This window comes from Oleiharenicola sp. Vm1 (genome assembly GCF_047777955.1).
Lineage (GTDB): Bacteria > Verrucomicrobiota > Verrucomicrobiia > Opitutales > Opitutaceae > Didemnitutus.
Map to the genome: position 1 here is coordinate 3,814,403 of NZ_CP180537.1, position 20,741 is coordinate 3,835,143.

The window sequence follows — 20,741 nt, forward strand, 5'->3', positions numbered from 1 at the left end:
GCCGGTCCGCGTTCCTACCGCGGCGCCACCAGGGCGAGGCGCACGGCGAGCGCGCCGAGCACGCCGCCCATGACCCAGCGCTGGATCTTCAGGCCCCACGGCTTCTCCGCGACCGTGCGGCCGAGCGCGCTGGCGGCGAGGATGAGGCCGGCGTTGCAGACGAAGCTGATCGAGATCTGCACCGCGCCGAGTACGAGGCTCTGCCCGAGCACGCCGCCGCGCTCGGGGTGGATGAACTGCGAGAAGATCGAGAGGTAGAGGAACGCCGCCTGCGGGTTCAGCGCGTTCGTCATGAAACCCATGAAGAAGAGCTGGCGCGGCGTCGCGTCCGGCAGCCGGCTCGTCTGCAACGCGCCGCCGCCCGGGCGCAGCGCCCGCCACGCCAGCCAGAGCAGATACGCCACGCCGGCGTAGCGGATGGCGTCGTAGGCCGCCGGCGTCGCGCGCAGCACCGCCGCGAGCCCGCTCGCCGCCACCGTGAGGTGAATGAGGAAACCCGTCGCCACGCCGCCGAGCGAGACCAGCGCCGCGCCGCGGCCCTGGCACAGCGCGCGCGAGGTCAGATACATCATGTTCGGTCCCGGCGTGAGCGACATCGTCACGCACATCAGGAGGAAGACCGGCCACTCGTTCGCGGGCATGCGGCGAGGAAAGCGCGCCCCGGGGCGCGTCGAGCGGCGAGCGCCGCCGGCGCGTCACAGCCGCCGCGGAACGCCACCGACACAGCGCGCCGGCCCGGGGACGCGGCGCGCGCGGGGCGGCGTCAGGGCTTGCCGCCGAAGAGCTTCTTGATGCCCTCGCCGGCCTTCTTGGCCGCTTCCTTCGTCTGCTCGACCGTGTTCGCGCCCAGCGTGCCCGCGGTCTTGCTCAGGGCCTCGGCCGTGCCGCTCACGATGCCGCCGAGCACGTTCTTCATCACCGCGCCGGCCGCCTGGTCGGGCGTGATGCCGCCTTCCTTCGTGCCGAGGTTGTCGATCGCGATCGGCGGGAGCGGCACCGGGATCGCCGCCGGGCCGACGCCGAGGCGCGCCACGCCGTTGGTCAGGCGGAATTTCTTGATCTCAAACTTGATCGGCTTGCCGTCCTTCGTCGCCGGCGCCGCGGCATCCGGATTCTTGCCGCCGGAGAACTCCTCGATGTTCTTCAGCAGGTCCTTGATGTTGCTGGAGACGAGCTTCGTCTCGTAGAGGAACTCGGGGCCGTCGATCGTAACCTCGTTGATCACGATGTGGTCGCCGAAGAGCGAGAGCGGGGCGATGTCGACGTGGACCTTGCCGAGCTTGAAGGCGTCGCGCTCGGACCAGCCCTTGGGGTTGCCGACCGCGAGGCCGCTCAGCGTGCCCGAGCCGGTGAGCGGCGAAATCGTCGCGCCCGCGAGCTCGACCTTCGTCTGGGTCAGCTTGGGGCCGAACGTGTTCACGCCGGCCTTCACGATGGAACCGAGGAAGAACATCGCGCCGACGTAGAGCACCAGCGCGAGGACAAGGGCGAGCAGGAGGATTTTTTTCATGGCGTGGATTGGGCCCCCAACCAACGCCAGTTGCGCCCCGTCCGCAAGCCGGCAACCGGCCCCGGGGCCTGGTCCGTGGTTTCCGGCTAAGCTCGCCCCGCGCTTGTGCCGATAAGACGGGTGATCCGCCGTGAGCCCGATCGCCCGCGCTCAGGCCTTCGCGGCGGTCCTCACCTCTCCCATCCTTCACCTCCACTGGCAAAACCGGCGCCACGGCCCGCCGCGTCTTGCCGGGCCTGCCTATGCATCTGCGCCGTGTCTTCTCCGTCTCGCGTGTCGGAACCAAAATCACGCTCCTGGCGATCTGCCCCGTGCTGACCGCCCTGGCGGTGACCTTCGGCACGCTCCTGCTGCTGCGCCACCAGCTCGACGTCCAGATCACCCAGAGCGTCCGCGACCAGGCGCGGAGCGAATGCGCCAAGATCGCCCAGAACGTCCAGATCCTCTGCGCGAGCGTCGAGGCGCGCAACCAGCGCGAGCTCGCGCGCGGCCTCAGCGTGGCCCACGAGCTCGTCAGTCAGGCGGGCGGCCTGCGCCTCGCGGACGAGACCGTCACGTGGCGCAGCGTCAACCAGGTCACCCAGGAAGTCCGCCCGGTCACGCTGCCGCGGATGCTGCTGGCCGGACGCTGGCTCGGCCAGGTGACGTCGCCGCAGGAGGCCGTGCCGGTCGTCGACGAGGTGCGCCGCCTCACCGGGAACTTCTGCACCATCTTCCAGCGCATGAACGACGCGGGCGACATGCTGCGCGTCGGCACCTCGGTCATGCGCACCGACGGCTCCCGCGCCCTCGGCACCTTCGTGCCGGCGACGAATCTCGACGGCACCGCCAACGCGGTGGTGCAGACCGTCCTGCGCGGCGAGACCTATCGCGGCCGCGCCTTCGTGGTGAACGACTGGCATGCCGCGGCCTACGAGCCGATCTGGGACGCCGAGCATCGCCGCGTCATCGGCATGCTGTATACGGGTGTCGGCCTCGGCACCATCAACCGCGAGCTGCACGACGCCATCACCCGCATGACCGTCGGACAGAGCGGTTACGTCTTCGTCATCGGCGGCAGCGGCGACCAGCGCGGCAAATACGTCGTGTCCTTCCAAGGCCAGCGCGACGGCGAGAACATCTGGGACGCGCGCGACTCGACCGGACGGCCGTTCGTCCAGTCGATGGTCGGCAAGGCGCTGCGCACCGCCGGCACCGACGCCATCGATTTCGAGTCCTACTCGTGGAAAAACGAGGGCGAGTCCCACGCGCGCGCGAAGATTGTCGCCCTCGCCTACTACGCCCCGTGGGACTGGGTCATCGGCGCCGGCGCCTACGAGGAGGACTTCGCCGCCGTGCGCGCCAAGATCGAGCACGCCGAAACCCACCTGCTCACCTCCCTCGCCGTCACCGCCGGTAGCGTGGCCTTCCTCGCGACGCTCGCCGGCGTCCTCATCGCCGGCAGCATCACGCGTCCGATCGTGAAGATCATCGCCAGCCTTCGCGCCAGCTCGGACGAGATCACCGCCGCGGCGGGCCAGATGTCCGACTCCAGCCAGACCCTGGCCCAGGGCGCCAGCGCCCAGGCCTCCGCCCTCGAGGAGACCAGCGCCTCCCTCGAGGAGATGAAAAGCATGACCGAGCGCAACGCCGAGAACGCCTCCCAGGCCAACGCGCTCGCCGGCCACACCCGGCACTCCGCCGACGCCGGCGCCGTCGACATGCAGGCGATGGACCAGGCCATGCGCGCCATCAAGGCGTCGTCGGACGACGTCGCGAAGATCATCAAGACGATCGACGAGATCGCGTTCCAGACGAACATCCTCGCGCTCAACGCCGCGGTCGAGGCCGCGCGCGCCGGCGAGGCCGGTGCCGGCTTCGCCATTGTGGCCGAGGAGGTCCGCAACCTCGCGCAGCGCTCCGCCACCGCCGCCAAGGAGACGGCCGCAAAGATCGAGACCGCGATCACCACCACCAGCCAGGGCGTCGCGCTCAGCCAGCGCGTCGCGCAAGCGCTCCAGGAGATCGTCCAGCAGGTTCGCACGCTCGACAAGCTGGTCACCGACGTCGCCGCCGCGAGCCGGGAGCAGAGCCAGGGCGTCGGCCAGATCAATCGCGCGGTCGCACAGGTCGACCATGTCGTCCAGGCCAACGCCGCCGGCGCCGAGGAGGGTGCCGCCGCCGCCGCGGAGCTCAACGCCCAGGCGGTGGCCTTGCGCACCGCGCTGCGCTCCCTGGAGGATCTCGTCGGCGGCGCCTCCGCCGATCCCGTCCCCACCGCGCCCGTCCCGCCCTCGTCGACCCGGCGGGCACCGCCCGTCCGTCCCGCGCGTCCCGCCACGCGGGAACTGGCCCGCACCTAGCCGCTCAAGTCGCACGGCGCGCGTCCGATACAAGGAGGGTGTGCTCGCCACACGCATTTGTCGTGACCGATTCCAGCCTTTCCCCGTCCCCCGCCTCCGCCGCGCCGCGCTCGCTGCTCGACGAACCTGAGGTCGTCGCCATGAGCGCCTCGCACATCGTGATCCACGCCCCGAAGGGCCGCTGGATCACGATCATGTGCCCGGTCGGCTTCTCGCCCGGCAGCGTCGAGGGCGTCGGGCTCGACAAGCCGCTCTTCGCCCGCGTCCGCTATCTCGCGGGCTGAGCGCGGTGCGCATCCGCGCCGGCGCCTTGGCGCGCGGAGCGCTCGTCCCACGCGGGAAGATTTCCCGCTCAAGCCAGGGAGTGATCGCGCCGTAATTAGGCTTACGCTTGCGGTGCGCTTTCGCGCGACCGCCTGAACGGTCCGCCACGGCCGGAAAGTTTCGGGAGCAATCGTAGTCGGGCACCTTGTGTGCCTGGAACCTGCTTTCTCATGAAGCCATTCCGGCATTCCCTCCTTCGTCGCCGCTTCGCGCTCGCGGCGCTCATCGGTGCGCTCGCGACCGCCACGGTCGCGGTGCCGGCCTGGAAATTCGAGGCGAGCGCCGCGATCAAGCAAGGCTACGATTCCAACGTCTACCTGCAGGACGATTTCGCCGGCGCGGCTTCGGCGCCCGCCCGAAAAGGTTCCGGCATCACGGCCGTGAGCGTCGCGCTCGGAACCGAACGGCAGTGGCCTTCACCGCTCACGCTGACCGCCGGCTACGCGGCTGATCGCTCGTGGTTCTGGTCGGCGCCGGGGAGGACAACACCACCCACCGTCTTTCGCTCGGCCTCGCTGCGCGCGCGTCCGCCACCATCTGGAACGCCCAGGCCTCGTTGCTACGGCCCGACGGCTCGAGCGATGGTCCGATCTACGCGGGCGCCGGCGGCTCCCCGCGCTCGGCAGCGTCGCGGTGCGCGACCGGCGCGATGCGCTCGTCACGAACGCCTCGTTCAAGCTCATGCACACCGTGGGCAGATGGCAGCTCCGCCCCGCGGCGAATTTCCACTACCAGGATTTCGACACGCCCCACCGCCGGCTCAGCGGTTGCGCCAACTACATTGATCGCAGCGAGCTGTTCGTCGGCGCCGACCTCGCGCGGCAACTCGCCGCGAACACTTTCGTCATTGCCGGCTACCGCATCGGCGCGCAGCGGCAATACAAGCTCTACGGGATCGACCGCCCTTACGACCGCCGCATCGACCGTTTTCTCGCCGGCTTCGAAGGCACGCTGCACCCCGGACTCCAGCTGACCGCCCTCGTGGGACCCGAGATCCGCCACTACGCAGCGGGCACCGCGGCGGATTTCGATCGCGCCGAACGTCCGTGGTGGGTTGACGCGTCGCTCACCTTCAAGCCGTCCCCCCAGCGCAGTGTTGCGCTATGCTTCCGCCGCCAGACTCTGCCCTCCAGTTCCAGCCTCGGCATCTACGCCAGCGGCACGTGGGAACTAACCTGGCGCGAACGCCTCAGCGACCACTGCTCCGTTGCCGCCGGTCTCAAGCTCGCACGCGGGGACTGGATGGCGCCGGCGCTGCGCGAGGATCGGATCGTGACGCCGTTCGCGTGCTACACGCGGAGCCTTGGGCCAAGGCGCCAGCTCGAACTGACATGGACCTTTGACGATGCCATCAGCCGCGTGCCCGCGACACCGGGCCGCGCATCCCACCGCGACGTGGCTTCGGTTTCCTACCGCGACGCACTCTAGCCTTGTCCCCCTCACCTCACCTCGCACCCAGCCCCCATGAAAACCAAACTAAAACTCCGCACCATGCTCCTGCTGTCCTTCAGCACCGTGGCGGCGATCGCCCTCATTATCGGCTCCGTCGGCTACTACGGCGCCGATCGCAACGAACGCGCCATGCACGAAACCGGCTCCGTCCGGTTGCCCGGCGTGGATAGTCTGCTCCTCACGAAGAGCTACCTTGAACGCATTCGCGGCGTCGTCGAAGCGCTGGCGCGCGCCGACATCTCGCCGGAGATCCGCCGAGGCTACCAGGAAGAGCTCGCGGGCCTCCGCGAGAAATACGGTGCCGCGCTCAAGACCTATCAGGCTCTTCCCAAGAGCCCCGAAGAATCCGCGCTCGCCGAACAGTTCCTCGCCGCCCTCGCGACCTGGCGGGGCGAGAACAACAAGGCACTCGAATACGCGCGGGACTTTGAAAACCTCGGCGTCGCCAATCCCGAGGGGCTCGCGCGCATTCTCGAGCAGCTCACCAAGGACCACTACGTCGTTGTGCAAAAAGTGCTGCTGCTCCTGCGGGAAAAGGGCCACACCTTCTCCGGCGGCGACGACCCCACCCTGTGCAATGCCGGCAAGTGGCTGCCCACGTTCCGCTCCAACAACGTGGCGCTGACCGCCGCCGCACGCGACATCGCCGAAGCCCATCGCCGGTTCCACCTCGCGATCGGCAAGATCAAGGGCCTGGTCGCCGAGGACAAAACGGCCGCCGCAGACGAGGTCTACCGACAGGAAATGACTCCGGCGATGACCGAGGTGTTCAAGCACTTCGAGACCATGCGCGGCGTGGTGACAGAAGCCCTCGCGCTGCACGAGCGCGCTGAAACGCACGTCGACGGACCGGTGCGCCGCGCGCAGGAGATCACCATCGCCGCCGCGGACAAGCTGGTGCAATTTAACCGCGCGGCCGCCGCGGGCATGATCCGCGATTCCGACCTCCAGGGGATCTTCATCAAACGCTTCTCCCTCGGCGCCATGGTTGTCGGCACGGTCCTCGCCATGACGCTCGGCCTCCTCGTCACCCGGGCGATCGCGCGCCCGATCCAGCGCGTCACCGCCCAGCTCACCGCTGGCGCCGCGCAAACCGCCGCCGCCGCCGCGCAAGTGTCGACTTCCAGCCAGTCCCTCGCCTCTGGCGCCAGCGAGCAGGCCGCTAGCCTGGAGGAGACCGGCGCCTCGCTCGAGGAACTAGCGTCGATGACCAAACGCAACGCCGACAGCGCGGCATCCGCCAAGTGTCTTTCCGGCGAGACCCGAGCCGCGGCCGAGGCAGGCCACACCGACATGTCCGAGATGCGCGCAGCCATGAACGCGATCAAGACCTCCTCCAGCGACATCGCCAAAATCATCAAGACGATCGACGAGATTGCGTTCCAGACCAACGTCCTTGCGCTCAACGCCGCGGTCGAGGCCGCGCGCGCCGGCGAGGCCGGTGCCGGATTCGCCGTCGTCGCCGAGGAAGTGCGCGCGCTCGCTCAACGCTCCGCGCACTCCGCAAAGGAAACCGCTTCAAAAATCGAGGTCGCCATCCAGAACGGGGAGCACGGCGTGCGTATCTCCGGCAAGGTGGCCTCGTCGCTCGACGTCATCGTCGCCAAGGCTCGGCAGGTCGACGACCTCGTTGGCCAGATCGCCAGCGCTTCCAGCGAACAGACGCAGGGCATCGGCCAGATCAATGCCGCCGTCGGCCAGATGGATCGCGTCACCCAGGCCAACGCCGCCAACGCGGAGGAAACCGCCGCCGCCGCCGAGGAACTCACCGCGCAATCCGTCACGCTCACGGAAACCGTCGAGGATCTCCATCTCCTCATCGACGGCGGACAACGTTCACAGGTGCCTTCCTCCACGGCGCGGGCGGCTGGACCGAAGCATCTCCCCCGCGACGCAAAACCCGCGCCGGCGCGCGCGCCCCAGCCGACCGCCCTCGCGGCCGACACGTCGAAAGGCCTTCCCAAGGACGCCTGAACCATGGACACGAGCACCGCCTCCGCCGTCGCCCGCGCCGGAAATACCTCACCGTCGTGCTCGAAGACGAGAGCTATGGCGTCGCTGCCCTCAAAGTCTGCGAGATCATCCGGCTACAAAAGATCACTCCCGTCCCGCGGCTGCCGGCGTTCGTCAAGAGCGTCATCAACCTGCGCGGCCGCGTCATTCCCGTGATCGACCTGCGCGTCAAGTTCGGGCTCAAGGCCGACCTCACCGCGCGCACCTGCATCGTGGTCGTGCAGATCCGCCTCGCGACCGAACAAATCATCCAGGTCGGCCTTATCGTCGATGCCGTCGAAGAGGTCGCCAACCTCACCGCGGCCGACCTGGAGCCTACGCCCGAATTCGGCACACGTGTCGACCACTCTTATCTGCTCGGCATGGCCAAGGTGAAGGGTCAGGTCAAAACCCTGCTCGACATCGACCGGGTCGTCGCCGGCAACGCGCTCCGGACCGCCACCCGCTAAGCCGGCACGGGAGAAGTCCGGGGCCCACCCTGCCCTCAGCTCCACTCGCGGCTTGCCAGCGTCGTGGCGCGCGCTCTCTTTGGCGCACACGACTCATGGCCTCCAACTACACCGAAGCCAGCATCAAGACCCTCAGTTCCCTCGAGCACATCCGCCTCCGCCCCGGCATGTATATCGGCCGGCTCGGCAACGGCACCCACGCCGAGGACGGCATCTACGTCCTGCTCAAGGAGACGATCGACAACTCGATCGACGAATTCACCATGGGCGCCGGCCGCAAGATCGAGGTCGAGATCGACGAGGAGAGGCGCTCCGTCCGCGTGCGCGACTACGGCCGCGGCATCCCGCTCGGCAAGCTGGTCGACTGCGTCTCCATCATCAACACCGGAGCGAAATACGACTCCGAGACCTTCCAGAAGGCCGTCGGCCTGAACGGCGTCGGGCAGAAGGCCGTCAACGCCCTCTCGCGCCACTACCGCGCCCAGGCCATCCGCGACGGCGAGACCAAGGTCGTCGAGTTCGAGGCGGGCAAGCTGAAGTCGCAGTCCAAGGTCACCAAGACCACCGACCGCAACGGCACGCTGATCGAGTTCACGCCCGACGCGCAGCTCTTCGGCGCCGACTTCCGCTTCCGCACCGAGTTCATCGAGGACATGCTGTGGAACTACGCGTTCCTCAACCGCGGCCTCACCCTCACGCTCAACGGCAAACCCTTCAAATCCGAGAACGGCCTCAAGGACCTCCTCACCAAGGAACTCTCCGGCGAGCCGCTCTATCCGATCATCCATCTCGAGGGCGAGGACATCGAGGTCGCGTTCACCCACGGCAACCACTACGGCGAGGAATACTGGTCGTTCGTCAACGGCCAGCACACCACCATGGGCGGCACCCACCTCGCCGCCTTCCGCGAGGCGCTGGTCGAGACCGTCCGCAACCACTTCAAGAAGGACTTCGACGCCGCCGACGTCCGCCAGTCGATCGACGCCGCCATCGCCGTCCGCGTGCAGGAGCCGGTGTTCGAGTCGCAGACCAAGACCAAGCTCGGCTCCACCGACATGGGCCCGAAGGGTCCGAGCCTGAAGGAATTCGTCGGCAAGTTCATGCAGCAGGCGCTCGACGTCTACCTGCACAAGAACCGCGAGGTCGCCGAGACCATCAAGCGCAAGATCGAGGAGAACGAGCACGAGCGCAAGGAGCTCGCCGGCATCCGCAACATCGCCCGCGAGCGCGCCAAGAAGGCCTCGCTCCACAACCGCAAGCTCCGCGACTGCCGCCTCCACCTCGGCGACCGCAACGAGCGCGCCGAGCAGAGCACGCTCTTCATCGTCGAGGGCGACTCCGCCGCCGGCTCGCTCACGTCGTGCCGCGACGTCCAGACGCAGGCCGTCTTCGCCCTGAAGGGCAAGCCGCTCAACACCTACGGCCTCTCGAAGAAGGTCATCTACGAGAACGAGGAGTTCCACCTCCTCCAGTCCGCGCTCAACATCGAGGAAGGCCTCGACGGCCTGCGCTACAACCGGATCGTCATCGCCACCGACGCCGACGTCGACGGCATGCACATCCGCCTGCTGCTGATTTCGTTCTTCCTCCAGTTCTTCCCCGACGTCATCCGCAACGGCCACCTCTTCATCCTCGAGACGCCGCTCTTCCGCGTCCGCAACAAGAAGCGGACGATCTACTGCTACGACGAGCGCGAGAAGCAGTCCGCCATCGCCGAGCTCGGCGCCGGCCACGAGATCACGCGCTTCAAGGGCCTGGGCGAAATCTCCTCGGGCGAGTTCAAGGACTTCATCGGCGAGGCCATCCGCCTCGAACCGGTGAACCTGAACCACCTCTACAGCTCCGAGGAGCTGCTCGCCTTCTTCATGGGCAAGAACACGCCCGAGCGGCAGGACTTCATCATCGAGAATCTCCGCGTCGAGAAGGACCTCGTCGAGGTCTAGCGCCGCGAGCCCGAAGTCCCGGGTGGAGAAATCCTGCCCGCTCCGGACCCTCAGCTCACCGCGGTCCGCCGCCCGCGGGCCTTACGGCAGCAATCCCTCCAGCCCCGCCGCGGCGAACTTGCTGCGCAGCTCCGCCAGCGCGCGCCGGCTGGCGGTGAGGGGCGACACCGGCACATCGAGGTGGAACACCACCTCGTCGTCGCCGCTGCGCTCGATCTTCTTCACCCGCGCGAGGTTCACCAGCACCTGCCGGTGGATGCGCACGAACTGCGCCTCGGGGAGCGTCTCCTCCCACGACTTGAGCGTGCGCAGCACGAGCAGCGTCTGGCCGCCGTGCAGCAGCAGCTCGGTGTAGTTCTCCGCCGAGCGGACCGCGCAGATCGAGACCACGGGCACGAAGCGCGTCGTGCCGTCGGTCTTCACGAACACGCGATCGTCCATCGTGAGCCGCCGGCCTGCCGCCGCCGCGACGGGCGCCGCCGGCGCCACCGCCAGGGTGCGGGCCTCGCCGAGGCGCTGCAGCGTGGCCGCCAGCCGCGGGCCGGACACGGGCTTGAGCAGGTAGTCGAGCGCGTTGACCTCGAAGGCCCGCAACGCAAACCGGTCGTAGGCGGTGACGAACACGATCTGCGCGCCGGGCTTCACGCTGTCGAGCAGGTCGAAGCCGCTGCCGCCGCGCAGCTGGATGTCGAGGAACACAAGGTCGTAGTCCGCCCGGCCGAGCAGCGCGCGCGCGTCGTTCAGCGTGCCGGCCTCGCCGGCGATCTCCACGCCCGGCGCGGCGCCGAGCAGGCGCCGCAGCTCGAGGCGCGCGAGCGGTTCGTCATCGATCAGGAGGGCGCGGCGGGTCGTCGGCATCGTCAAGTCACACCTCCGCCGGCCGGCCGTTCCGCGTCTGGAGCGGCAGGCGCAGGCGCACGCGCACCCAGCCCGCCTCCGTCACGATGTGCGGGCGGCACTGCGGACCGTAGTAGCGCGCGAGGCGGCGGCGCAGGTTCTCCAGGCCGATGTGCGTCGACTCCGGCGTCGGCGCGGCGCTGCCGAATTTCTCGCCCACCCACGTGCCGGTGTTGGCGATCTCGCAGGCCAGCATCCCGCCCTCGACCCGGATCAGCACCGCCACCTCGAGCACGGCGGGACTGGTCCGGCCGCCGTATTTGATCGCGTTCTCGATCAGCGGCAGGAACAGGAACTGCGGCACGGCCACCGCCCGCGCCGCCGGGTCGACGTGGACGCGGGTGAGCAGGCCCTCCTGCCAGCGGGTGCGCTCGATGTCGAGGTAGGCGTGGAGCATCTCGACCTCCTCCGCCACCGTCGTCATGCCGTCGCCGCCGCGCGTCAGCGTCCAGCGGCAGAACTCCGAGAGGCGCGTCACCATCTCGCCCGCGGCCTCGGCGTTGGAGAAGACGAGCGCGCGGATCGAGTTGAGCGAGTTGTAGAGGAAATGCGGGTTGAGCTGGTAGCGCAGGAGCTCGAGCTGCGCCTTTTCCTCGGCGAGGCGGGCCGCCAGCTTCTCGTTCTGGTCCAGGCGGTGCAGGCGCTCGAGCTCGGCGTTCTTGCGCGCCAGCTCGGCCGTGCGCTGGGCGATCAGGTCCTCGAGGCGCGTGCGCTCGCGCACCAGGCGGCGGATGCGCCAGCGCACGTAGGCGAAGATCGCGCCGGAGCCGAGCACGAGGTAGGCCGCCACCGCCCAGAGCGACTGCCACCACGGCGCCAGCACGGCGAAGGCCAGCGTCGCGGGCTCCGTCCAGCGCCCGTCGCTCGAGCGGCCGCGCACCGTGAAGACATAGCGGCCCGGCGGCAGGTTGGTGAAGGCGCGCTCGCCGCGCGGCTCCAGCTCGCGCGCGCCGTCGCCGAGGCCGCGCAGCTGCGTCTCGTAGAGCGCCCCCGGCTCGCCGGCCAGGCCCGGCGCGCCGAAGCTGAAGCGCACCGCGCCCTGCCCGGGCGCGAGCTCCAGCGGCGCCCCGCCGGGCGCGGCCCGGCGGCCGTCGCCGAGCGTCACCTCGCGCAGCATGGTGGCGCCGAGCGGCACCGGCGGCCGCGCGCGCCAGAGCTTCAGGTCGAGGCGGAGGAACGCCGCCTGCCCCAGCACCCACAGCGCCTCGCGGTCGCCCTCGCGATCGAGGAAGAGCGCCGCCTTGCCGGAAATCTTCTCCATCTCGGGCAGCGGCGCCTGCATCCAGACGCCGTCGCGCACGCAGCCGAGCTGCATCACCGCCCCCGGGTCGGTCGGACCGGCGGGCGCGGCGAGGATCCAGACGTCGCCGCGGCCGTCCTCGGCCAGCGCGCGCGCCGTCATCGTGCCGTCGGCGAACTGCCGCCCGAAGGCCGGCTCCGGCCGGAAGCGCTGCGTCTCCGCGTCGAAGCGGAACAGGCCGCGCGGGGTGCTGAACAGCGGCGCGCCGCGCGCCTCGAGCACCGTGATCTTGCCCTCGCCGGTCGGCAGTCCGGCGTCGCGCCCGAAATTCACCGCCACCGGCTTCCCGTCCGGGGGAACTCCACCCGCCACACGCCCTGGTTGTCGGTGCCGAGCCAGAGACGCCCGTCGCCGTCCTCCCCGATCGAGTTGCCGCGCACGTCGGGCAGCCGGTCGACCTCGCGCCACTCGCCGGCGATGCGGCGCCAGCGGAGAAAGGCGCGCAGCGTCGCGGTGTAGGCGACGTCGGGCGAGGCGCGCGCCACCGCCACGTCGAAGATGTTGGTGACGCTCGCCACCTTCCGCGGCGTGCCGCGCGCGTCGATCTCCCACAGCCCGCCGAGCGCGCCGACCAGCAGCGTGTCGCCGGCCGGGCGCATCGCCCAGATCTTGTCGTCGATCGCCGACCAGCGCTGGAAACGCGCGACGCCGGGCAGCGCCAGCGGCGGCTCGAGGCGGTTCAGGCCGTCGGCGCCGCTCATCAGCAGCCGGCCCTGCCAGCGCTGCAACATGGGCGAGGCGTGCCGCCGCAGGCCGTTGGCCGCGCCGAACCAGGTGTAGGCGGGATGCAGCTCCACGCGGCTCACGCCCCACTCCGTGCCGATCCACACCGCGTCGTGGCAGTCGGGCGTCGCGCTGACCGCCGCGCTGGACTCCAGGCCGGTGTCCTCGTTGAGCGGGGCGAGGAAGTTCAGGTCGCGGTCGAGCAGCACCGCGCCGCCCTGCAGCGTCGTGAGCACGTAGCGGCCGTCGGCGAGCCGCACGCCGCCGTAGAGGCGCCTGGCCTTGAAGAATTCGTCGAGCGGGTGCGGTTCGAGCGTGAGTTTCTTCCCGTCCCAGCGGCCGAGCCCGGCCACGACGCCGTGGTCGCCCTCGAGCCCCAGCAACCAGCCGCCGCGCGGGTGCGGGATGGCGAAGTGCGGGAAATAGGTGCCGAGCTTGTCCGCCGGGTCGCCGAGTTCCTCCCACCGGCCGCCCTCCCGCGGCTTGAACCAGCCGCGCGTGAGCGCGACGAGCAGGTGGTCGCCGAGCCAGAACGACAGCACGATGCCCTTCTCGTGCGTGGGCCAGTAGTCGAACTTGCCGTCGCGCCAGCGCAGCAGCGCGGTGTTGCCCTGGAACCAAATGCCCTGCGGCGTGACGTGCACCTGCCAGAGCGTGCCGAGGTCGCCCGCTTCCCGGGGCACGAGCGCGCGCAGCGAGGTGAAGGTCCGGCGGCCGTCCGGCCCGCGGTCGATGCGGCCGAGCTCGTTCACGCCGGCGACCCAGGCCGTGCCGGCCGCGTCGATGGCGAGGCCGCGCACGTAGGCGGCGTTGGGCACGGCGATCTGGCGCCAGGTCTGGCCGTCGTATTCGAGCACGCGGTCGAAGTTGCCGAAGAGCAGCGTGCCGTCGGACGCGCACGCGCCGGACCAGACCTGGTTGAGGCCGCCGTTCACGCGCGGGGAAAGTTGCGCACCAGCGGCAGGCCGCTCTCGAACTCGGTCGCGACCGCCGGCGCCGCCGCCGCGAGGAGGCCGGCGAGCAGCGGCAGCAGGAAGGCGGAGACGGGGCGCACGGGCGTGAGAAAGGGAATCGGCGCGCGAGCGCCAGCCAGTTCACGCCGCCGCGCCACGGACGCGGCGCGGCGGCGCGTGCTCAGGTGCTGACCGGCATGAGCAGAAATCCCCGCAGGACGCCGTCGCGCAGTCCGGTGCCCGCGATCCAGCCCGCGGCGTTCACCGCGACGGCTTTGTGCAAAACCCACTCCGGCGCGCCGCGCACGAGCGTCGTCAGCGCGCGCATGCCGTCCGCCGGCGTCCAACGGAAGGCCCCCGGCCGCCGCTGTCGTCCATGTAGCGGCCGACGACCACGCGGGCGTCGTTGGCCGCAAGGGCCTCGCTCTGGTGCGAAGCCGCCGCGTTCAGATCGTAGGTGCGCCCGCCCTCGTGTAGGAAGGCGTGGATGTTGCCCTGCGGCGTCATCAGCCGCCCGCACACGCGTCCGCCCGGCGTCAACGCCGTGCCCCACAGCCCGCCGCCGGGCTCGGGCTTGAGCACCGTCACCGCCTCGCCCCACCACAGCACGACCTGGGACTGCGTCTCGAAGAGCCCGCAGGCGCAGTTGGCCAGCACGGTGCCGGAATCGTTCAGCGCCATGGCGACGGCGTTGGCGCCGTTGGGCGCGGCGAGGAAGCGCGGCTCGCCGCCGTCGTGGAGAAAGACCCGGCGGCGCGCGCGGCCGCTGGAGACGAAGGTGACGTGGCCGGCGACCTCGCCGACGTTGTTGATGCCGGCCGCGCAGCTCTCCGCCTCCGGCCAGAACTCCGCGCCGAAGCCGTCGCGATGCGCCGCCCAGGCGTGCAGCGGCCCGGCCCCGCGCCGCTGCTGGCCCGCCAGCAGGCCGTTGCCGCTCAGGCTCGTCAGCGGCACGCCGCCGATCGCCGCGACCGTCTCCGTCAGGTCGCCGCGGCTGCGCACGAAGCCCCGCACCGCGGCGGTCTTGACCTGCCGCTCCGGCGCGTGGCCGTAGAGCGCGACCTGCCCCGCGTCGTTGAGCGCCACCGGCAGCAGCGGCACGCCGGGCGCCAGCTCGCCCAGGTCCTCGAGCCGGTAGGCCGCAGGGAACTCCGTCGGCTTCTCGCGCGGCGAGGCCGTCGTGAACGGCGGATGGGACGAGATGAGCGTGGACATCAGGGGACGCCCGCACCCTGGCGCCGGCCCGCCCCGCGCCACGACGCGCCATTGACCAGCGGCCCACGGCGATTGACCAGCGGCGGCGGTTCGCGCCGGGAATCGCGCGCGGCCGCCCACGACGCGGCCGCGGCGGGACTTTCGGCCCGCACCTCCCGTCAACCGGCCGCTTGACGGAGCGATGGCCGCACCCAAGCCTCTCCGCCCTCTCGATGGCCAAGAAGAAACCGTCCAAGAAACCGAACGACCAAGCCGAGCTTCCGCTCGACGCCGCCAGCGCCGCCCCGGCGCCGGAGGACAGAGGACAGAAAGCGGAGGACCGCGAGGTCTCGTCCGTTCCCGCGCCCGCGGCCACTGGCACCGCTGCCACCCAGCCCTCAGCTCTCAGCTCTCAGCTCTCAGCTCCCGCAGAAGCTCCCCGCCGCACGAAAGGCGAGAAGGTCCAGGACGAACAGGCCCCGCTCGCCCAGCATTACCGCAACTGGTTCCTCGACTACGCCAGCTACGTCATCCTCGACCGCGCCGTCCCGCATCTCGACGACGGCCTGAAGCCCGTCCAGCGCCGCGTGCTCCACACGCTGTGGGACATGGACGACGGCCGCTTCCACAAGGTCGCCAACGTCGTCGGCGCCACGATGAAGCTCCACCCGCACGGCGACGCCTCGATCGGCGCCGCGCTCGTCGGCATCGCCCAGCGCGGCTGGCTAATCGAGCCGCAGGGCAACTTCGGCAACACCATGACCGGCGACGAGGCCGCCGCGCCGCGTTACATCGAGGCGCGCCTGACGCCGTTCGCGCGCGAGGTGCTCTTCAACCCGAAGACGACGACGTGGCAGCTCAGCTACGACGGCCGCGCCAAGGAGCCCGTCACGCTGCCGGCCAAGTTTCCCATCGCCCTCCTCGAGGGCGCCGACGGCATCGCGGTCGGCCTCGCGACGAAGATCCTCCCGCACAATTTCAACGACCTCTGCCGCGCCGCGATCAACCACCTCCAGGGAAAAACCTTCCGCATCCTCCCGGACTTCCCCACCGGCGGCACGGCCGACTTCACCGAATACAACGACGGCGAGCGCGGCGGCAAAGTGAAGGTCCGTGCCAAGATCGAGGCGCGCTCCAAGTATCTGCTCGCAGTCACCGAGCTGCCGTTCGGCGTCACGACCGAGTCGCTGATCGAGTCCGTCCTCGCCGCCAACGCCAAGGGCAAGATCAAGATCAAGCACGTCGACGACAACACCGCCGACGCCGTCGAGATTCTCATCCACCTCCCGCAGGGCTCCGAGCCGGAGAAGGTCATCCAGCAGCTCTACGTGTTCACCAGCTGTCAGGTGCAGCTCAACCCCGCCGCGTGCGTCATCGTGCGCGACGAGAAGAGCGGCGAGGACAAGCCGCAGTTCCTCGGCGTCCGCGAAATCCTCAAGCGCTCCGTCGACGCCACCAAGGAGCTCCTCAAGCGCGAGCTCGAGATCAAGCTCGGCGAGCTAGAGCAGCAGTGGCACTGGGACTCGCTCGAGCGCATCTTCATCGAGAACCGCATCTATCACCGCATCGAAAAATCGAAGACCTGGGAGAGCGTGCTCGAGGAGATCCGCACCGGCCTGAAGCCCTTCGTGAAGACGCTCCGCCGCGAGGTCACCGACGAGGACATCACCCGCCTGACCGAGATCCGCATCAAGCGCATCTCCGCCTACAACCGCTTCCAGGCCGACGAGGCCATCCAGAAGATCGAGGAGGCGATCAAGGAGACCAAGGCCAACCTCAAGGCCCTCACCGCCTACGCCGTCGCCTGGTTCGAGATGCTGCAGGAAAAATACGGCAAGGGCATCAAGCGGAAGACCGCCTACGACGAGATCGAGCAGATCGACGCCGCCGCTGTCGTCTCCGCCAACCAGCGCCTCTACGTCAACCGCGAGGACGGCTTCATCGGCCTCAACTGGCGCCAGCACGAGTTCGTGCAGGAGTGCACCATCCTCGACAGCGTGCTCACGATCATGGGCGACGCCTCGCTCAAGGTCACGAAGGTGGCCGACAAGGTTTTCATGGGCCGCGACATTCGGCACATCTCGATCTGGCCGAAGGACGGCGACACGAAGTTCTACACCATGGTCTACCGCGACGGCCCCGACGGGAAGACCTTCGCCAAGAAATTCCAGATCGGCGGCCTCAGCCGCGACAAACTCTACCCGCTGGCGAAGACCGAGGGCTCCAAGCTCGTCTGGCTGCACGTGGCCGAGAGGGAGAAGGACATGCCGAAGAGCATCCACGTGAGCCTCGACGGCCGCAGCGGCGCCCGGGTGCGCGAGCTGGACTTCGACCTCACCCCGATCCCGGTCAGCACCCGCACCTCCAAGGGCCTGATCGTCACCAAGTGGACCGTGAAAGAGGTCAAGGCCAACGACCTCGAGCTGAAGTAGGCGATATGGACGCGATCGAGATCGTTCGCGGGCTTCTCATTCCCATAACTGCGGTCGCGACGACCGTATCGCTTGCTTGGCTTAAGTTCTACGCCGACGCACGAAAGCGCCTCGACGATCTTCTATTCGATTTGGAGCACAAACTTCGCGATCCCGCGACCGACCGAACGCGCCTTTGGATGAATTCTTTATCCAGAGATCCGAAAAGCGGCTGCGGAATTTGAACGATGGATCGTCGATCCAATCGCAGTGCGACGCCTAAGCCGGGCAATGGAACGATTCCGTGGTTCGAAGATCAGCGAATCCGAGATATTTGCACTGCGAGGAACGGAGCACGAGAAGCTGATCGACACGTTTCTCACAAATTCGGAAACGGTCTGCTTAGCACCCCACCCCTATGAGGAAGCTGTGAACCGAATCGCCGGCATTCGGAAGCTCACAGGCTCGCGAAAGAATCCCGGTTCTTTCGATTCCGCAGTATAGTCGCGAACGTCAGCGACTGTCATTCCCGGTGCGGCTTTCGAGTTATGCTCGTGTGAAACCCCATCTCCTTCGTCGGCACCGGCGGTGGATTGAGCAGCGGACGGAGTTTCTCGTAGACGTCACGTAAGATCACATCGTGGGTGACGAGCTTCTTGTCGATCTCGGCCAGCCGCTTGAAAACCGTCGCGTGCGCCAGCAACTCCTCGCGCATCTGCACGAACGCGCGCACGACGAACAAACTCATCTGCACCGCGCGCGGACTGTTGAGCACTGTCGCGGCCATCAGAGCACCGTGCTCGGTGAAGGCCCACGGCAGATAGGCGGCGCCGCGATGTCGTCGCTTCGATGGACTCATCGCAATTTGCGATGAGTTCGGCGCATCCAATGTTCCATCAGCATTTTCGGAATTTGATATCGCCATCTGCGATATCAAACGCGCGTATTCTTCCCGCGTGAGCTGAAAACGAAAATCGGCCGGGAAGCGTCCGACGTTACGCTTGACGGCTTCATTGAACCGGAACGTCGGCACGCCATACAAGCGTGCGAGGTCGCTATCGATCATCACGCGTTGTTTGCGGATGCTGTGGATTGGCGGGAGCTGTTCTTTCATGGGCCGATAAGTCCTCGCTGCAAGCGGCAGCGTCGTGGCCCGGAGCGATGCAGCCACTTGCTCACGCTCATCGCGAGTCTAAAGCCCCACCGCGCTTGCGCAGCCGCACGTCGTCCCGCGCCGTCTGGTTTTCAATCGGCCACCGTTTACTCCGATAGAGTTTCTGTCCGCCAGCTCTTTCAGCAAACGTCTCAGGCATTCTATTCCGATACAGACCGACACCGCTCACTCGCGCCCGTAGCGCCGCTCTTCCCCGAACTTCGGGTGTTCGGGCGGCTGCAGCCAGCGGTGGGCGGCCCGCACGTAGAGCGGCATCACCGCCCACGTGAGCAGCGCCACCACGCCCGCCGCGATCACGCCGGCGAAGAGCACCGCGGGCAACGTCGCGCCGAACACCGGATGCAGCAGCGCGCGCACGAGCATACTGGCGGGCCAGACGGCGAGCCACGTCAGCAACGCCATCTTCCAGCGCGCCGGGGCGCGCTGCGGCGTGCGAAACCAGGCCTCCAGCCCGTGCAGTTGACGCGAGGTCCAGTCCTCCTCGACGAACGGCGCCACGGTCCGGTTCCACTCCTGAAACAGCGGCGAGGCGTAGAACGCCTCGCGGTCGCGCGCGCTCGCGAATGTCCGCAGAATGCCGAACTCCGTGGAGCCGGACCCCGGCGGCGGCACAATCATGCTGGCGCCGAGCACGCCGTCGTGCGCGAACGAGCTGGGGAAAAACTTCCGCAGCGCGTCTTGGTATTGCGCCTCGCAGCCGGGCCGCACCCGGCGCGTGATCACCACGTGGATCGGTCCGTCGCCTGCGCTCGCTGTCGTTTCGGTGTGCATCGTCGGGGTTGTCTACGGGATTGCCCGGCGAAGGAAAGGATAGGATGCGCCCACCGCCCGTGCGTGGCGCGCCGGGAGCCGCGCGCGCCTGCCGGCCGCGGGACGCGCCGCGGCCGGGCCTCCGCGTGCGGGATTGCCTCCTGGCACGCGACGGTTCTACCTCGGCCCTGCCCCACCCCATGAGCAGCTCCGCGCCCCTGAGCTCGTTCCGCGTCCGGCCGCGTTTTTCCGAGGTCGTGGCGCTGTCGCGCGCCGAGACGAAGCGCGCGCTCCTCGCCTCGCTCGCGGCGGAGCCCGCGGGCACGTTCGAGCTGCGGCCGTTCGCGGAGTTTCTCGGCATCCACATCGCCGAGGCGCACCGGCGCTACTACTCGCCCCGGCTCATGCTCAGCCTCTACGACTGGCCCGAGGGCGGCACGCTGATCGAGGGCACCTACGGGCCCGAGATCGAGGTCTGGTCGATCTTCCTCTACGGCTACCTCGGCACCGGCATGCTCGGCACGCTCTCCGCCATCTACGGCGGCGCGCAGTGCTTCATCGACCAGGAGCCGTGGGCGTTCTACGTCACCGGCGCGATGGTGGTGATCGCGCTCGGCCTCTACCTCGCGGCGCAGCTCGGCCAGAAGTTCGCCGCCCACCAGACCTTCCAGCTGCACGCCGCGTGCGAGCGTGCGCTCGCCCCGCACCGCGCGGAGGCGGCGCCCGCGGCGGGTTGACCGGCGGACCGAGCTCGCGCCCGCTCAGGTGGTGATGAAGTCGAGCACGACGGGCTTCACCAGGCGGTCGAAGTCCGCGTAGCTCATCTTGATCACCTCGGTGTGCGTGCCGGCGTTGAACGCGATCTCCTTTTCCTCGGCCAGCAGCGCGCTGACGTAGACCCGCATGTCGTAGAGATTGCCGAACGGCGGCATCGCGCCCAGTTCGCAGTCGGGGAACCGGTCGCGGAACTCCGCCTCGGTGGCGAGGCGCAGGTGCGTCGAATCGAGCATCTCGCGCAGGTCGTTGAGCAACACGCGGCGGCTGGCCGGCAGCACCAGCATCACCATCTCGTCCTCGATCACGACGATCACGGTCTTGGCGAAGTCGCGACCGGAGACATGGGTCGATTGCGCGACCTCGGCGGCGGTGAACGCGGGCGAATGCTGCAGGCTGACGTATTTGACCCGGTGGCTGTCCAGGAACTCTTTCACTTTGGCGGCAGGCATAACTCCTCCTCGTTGGGGGTGAAACCGCGGGACTGGCGCCAGCGGCGGCGCCGTGGACCGATGGTCCGCAGTTTACTCCG

Annotated in this window: 19 protein-coding genes; 8 read left to right on the plus strand and 11 right to left on the minus strand. The window is 68.9% G+C overall.

All coding sequences use genetic code 11. The features are described 5' to 3' along the window. Window positions 1–14: 14 nt before the first annotated feature. Together ACMYLB_RS18405 and ACMYLB_RS18410 are read right to left on the minus strand one after the other, a co-directional pair. Window positions 15–641: a LysE family translocator gene (locus ACMYLB_RS18405; RefSeq protein ID WP_415908398.1), complete on the minus strand. Its 627-nt coding sequence runs from the start codon at window positions 639–641 to the stop codon at window positions 15–17. Between the two features lie 122 nt (window positions 642–763). Then, on the minus strand, window positions 764–1,510 hold the full coding sequence (locus ACMYLB_RS18410; RefSeq protein ID WP_415908399.1) for a hypothetical protein: 747 nt from the start codon (window positions 1,508–1,510) through the stop codon (window positions 764–766). A 242-nt stretch (window positions 1,511–1,752) separates the two neighbouring features. Here ACMYLB_RS18410 and ACMYLB_RS18415 point away from each other — a divergent pair, with 242 nt between their 5' ends. From ACMYLB_RS18415 to ACMYLB_RS18440, 6 genes are all read left to right on the plus strand, one after another. Further along, the gene (locus ACMYLB_RS18415) at window positions 1,753–3,852 is read left to right on the plus strand and encodes a Cache 3/Cache 2 fusion domain-containing protein (protein WP_415908400.1); all 2,100 of its coding nucleotides are present in this window, start codon (window positions 1,753–1,755) and stop codon (window positions 3,850–3,852) included. A gap of 62 nt (window positions 3,853–3,914) precedes the next feature. Further along, the gene (locus ACMYLB_RS18420) at window positions 3,915–4,136 is read left to right on the plus strand and encodes a hypothetical protein (protein ID WP_415908401.1); all 222 of its coding nucleotides are present in this window, start codon (window positions 3,915–3,917) and stop codon (window positions 4,134–4,136) included. Window positions 4,137–4,809: 673 nt separating this feature from the next. Next, complete coding sequence (locus ACMYLB_RS18425; protein ID WP_415908402.1) at window positions 4,810–5,604, plus strand: hypothetical protein; 795 nt, start codon at window positions 4,810–4,812, stop codon at window positions 5,602–5,604. Window positions 5,605–5,640: 36 nt separating this feature from the next. Continuing rightward, on the plus strand, window positions 5,641–7,602 hold the full coding sequence (locus ACMYLB_RS18430) for a methyl-accepting chemotaxis protein (RefSeq protein WP_415908403.1): 1,962 nt from the start codon (window positions 5,641–5,643) through the stop codon (window positions 7,600–7,602). 56 nt (window positions 7,603–7,658) lie between these two features. Further along, a complete protein-coding gene (locus tag ACMYLB_RS18435) occupies window positions 7,659–8,090 on the plus strand; it encodes a chemotaxis protein CheW (RefSeq protein ID WP_415908404.1) in 432 nt (143 codons plus the stop codon). 95 nt (window positions 8,091–8,185) lie between these two features. Continuing rightward, window positions 8,186–10,033 (plus strand): DNA topoisomerase IV subunit B, encoded by a 1,848-nt coding sequence (locus ACMYLB_RS18440; protein ID WP_415908405.1) that lies wholly within the window; start codon window positions 8,186–8,188, stop codon window positions 10,031–10,033. A gap of 81 nt (window positions 10,034–10,114) precedes the next feature. Here ACMYLB_RS18440 and ACMYLB_RS18445 read toward each other — a convergent pair whose 3' ends face one another. The 6 genes from ACMYLB_RS18445 to ACMYLB_RS18470 all read right to left on the minus strand — a co-directional run bounded on the left by ACMYLB_RS18445 (window position 10,115) and on the right by ACMYLB_RS18470 (window position 15,121). Then, window positions 10,115–10,891, minus strand: coding sequence for a LytR/AlgR family response regulator transcription factor (locus ACMYLB_RS18445; RefSeq protein WP_415908406.1), 777 nt, complete (start codon window positions 10,889–10,891; stop codon window positions 10,115–10,117). A gap of 7 nt (window positions 10,892–10,898) precedes the next feature. Further along, on the minus strand, window positions 10,899–12,503 hold the full coding sequence (locus tag ACMYLB_RS18450; protein WP_415908407.1) for a histidine kinase: 1,605 nt from the start codon (window positions 12,501–12,503) through the stop codon (window positions 10,899–10,901). Further along, a complete protein-coding gene (locus ACMYLB_RS18455) occupies window positions 12,500–13,888 on the minus strand; it encodes a hypothetical protein (protein WP_415908408.1) in 1,389 nt (462 codons plus the stop codon). Before ACMYLB_RS18455 ends, ACMYLB_RS18450 begins: the two co-directional genes overlap by 4 nt. Continuing rightward, entirely contained in the window at window positions 13,885–14,007 is a 123-nt protein-coding gene (locus ACMYLB_RS18460) for a hypothetical protein (RefSeq protein ID WP_415908409.1), read from the minus strand. The genes ACMYLB_RS18455 and ACMYLB_RS18460 overlap by 4 nt, the downstream gene beginning before the upstream one ends. A gap of 80 nt (window positions 14,008–14,087) precedes the next feature. Next, window positions 14,088–14,234 (minus strand): hypothetical protein, encoded by a 147-nt coding sequence (locus ACMYLB_RS18465; RefSeq protein WP_415908410.1) that lies wholly within the window; start codon window positions 14,232–14,234, stop codon window positions 14,088–14,090. After that, complete coding sequence (locus ACMYLB_RS18470; protein ID WP_415908411.1) at window positions 14,222–15,121, minus strand: hypothetical protein; 900 nt, start codon at window positions 15,119–15,121, stop codon at window positions 14,222–14,224. Before ACMYLB_RS18470 ends, ACMYLB_RS18465 begins: the two co-directional genes overlap by 13 nt. A gap of 212 nt (window positions 15,122–15,333) precedes the next feature. Between ACMYLB_RS18470 and ACMYLB_RS18475 the strand changes: the two genes are divergently transcribed. Beyond that, window positions 15,334–17,532 carry a DNA gyrase/topoisomerase IV subunit A gene (locus tag ACMYLB_RS18475; RefSeq protein ID WP_415908412.1) on the plus strand — a complete coding sequence of 733 codons (2,199 nt, stop codon included), beginning with the start codon at window positions 15,334–15,336 and terminating at the stop codon, window positions 17,530–17,532. A 502-nt stretch (window positions 17,533–18,034) separates the two neighbouring features. Here ACMYLB_RS18475 and ACMYLB_RS18480 read toward each other — a convergent pair. After that, a complete protein-coding gene (locus tag ACMYLB_RS18480) occupies window positions 18,035–18,625 on the minus strand; it encodes an ORF6N domain-containing protein (protein WP_415908413.1) in 591 nt (196 codons plus the stop codon). A gap of 225 nt (window positions 18,626–18,850) precedes the next feature. Then, on the minus strand, window positions 18,851–19,456 hold the full coding sequence (locus ACMYLB_RS18485) for an antibiotic biosynthesis monooxygenase (protein ID WP_415908414.1): 606 nt from the start codon (window positions 19,454–19,456) through the stop codon (window positions 18,851–18,853). A gap of 179 nt (window positions 19,457–19,635) precedes the next feature. On the opposite strand from ACMYLB_RS18485, the gene ACMYLB_RS18490 reads away from it, so the two are divergent. Further along, a complete protein-coding gene (locus tag ACMYLB_RS18490) occupies window positions 19,636–20,172 on the plus strand; it encodes a hypothetical protein (protein ID WP_415908415.1) in 537 nt (178 codons plus the stop codon). Window positions 20,173–20,196: 24 nt separating this feature from the next. Here ACMYLB_RS18490 and ACMYLB_RS18495 read toward each other — a convergent pair whose 3' ends face one another. Then, window positions 20,197–20,661 carry an aminoacyl-tRNA deacylase gene (locus tag ACMYLB_RS18495; RefSeq protein WP_415908416.1) on the minus strand — a complete coding sequence of 155 codons (465 nt, stop codon included), beginning with the start codon at window positions 20,659–20,661 and terminating at the stop codon, window positions 20,197–20,199. Between the last annotated feature and the right edge of the window lie 80 nt (window positions 20,662–20,741).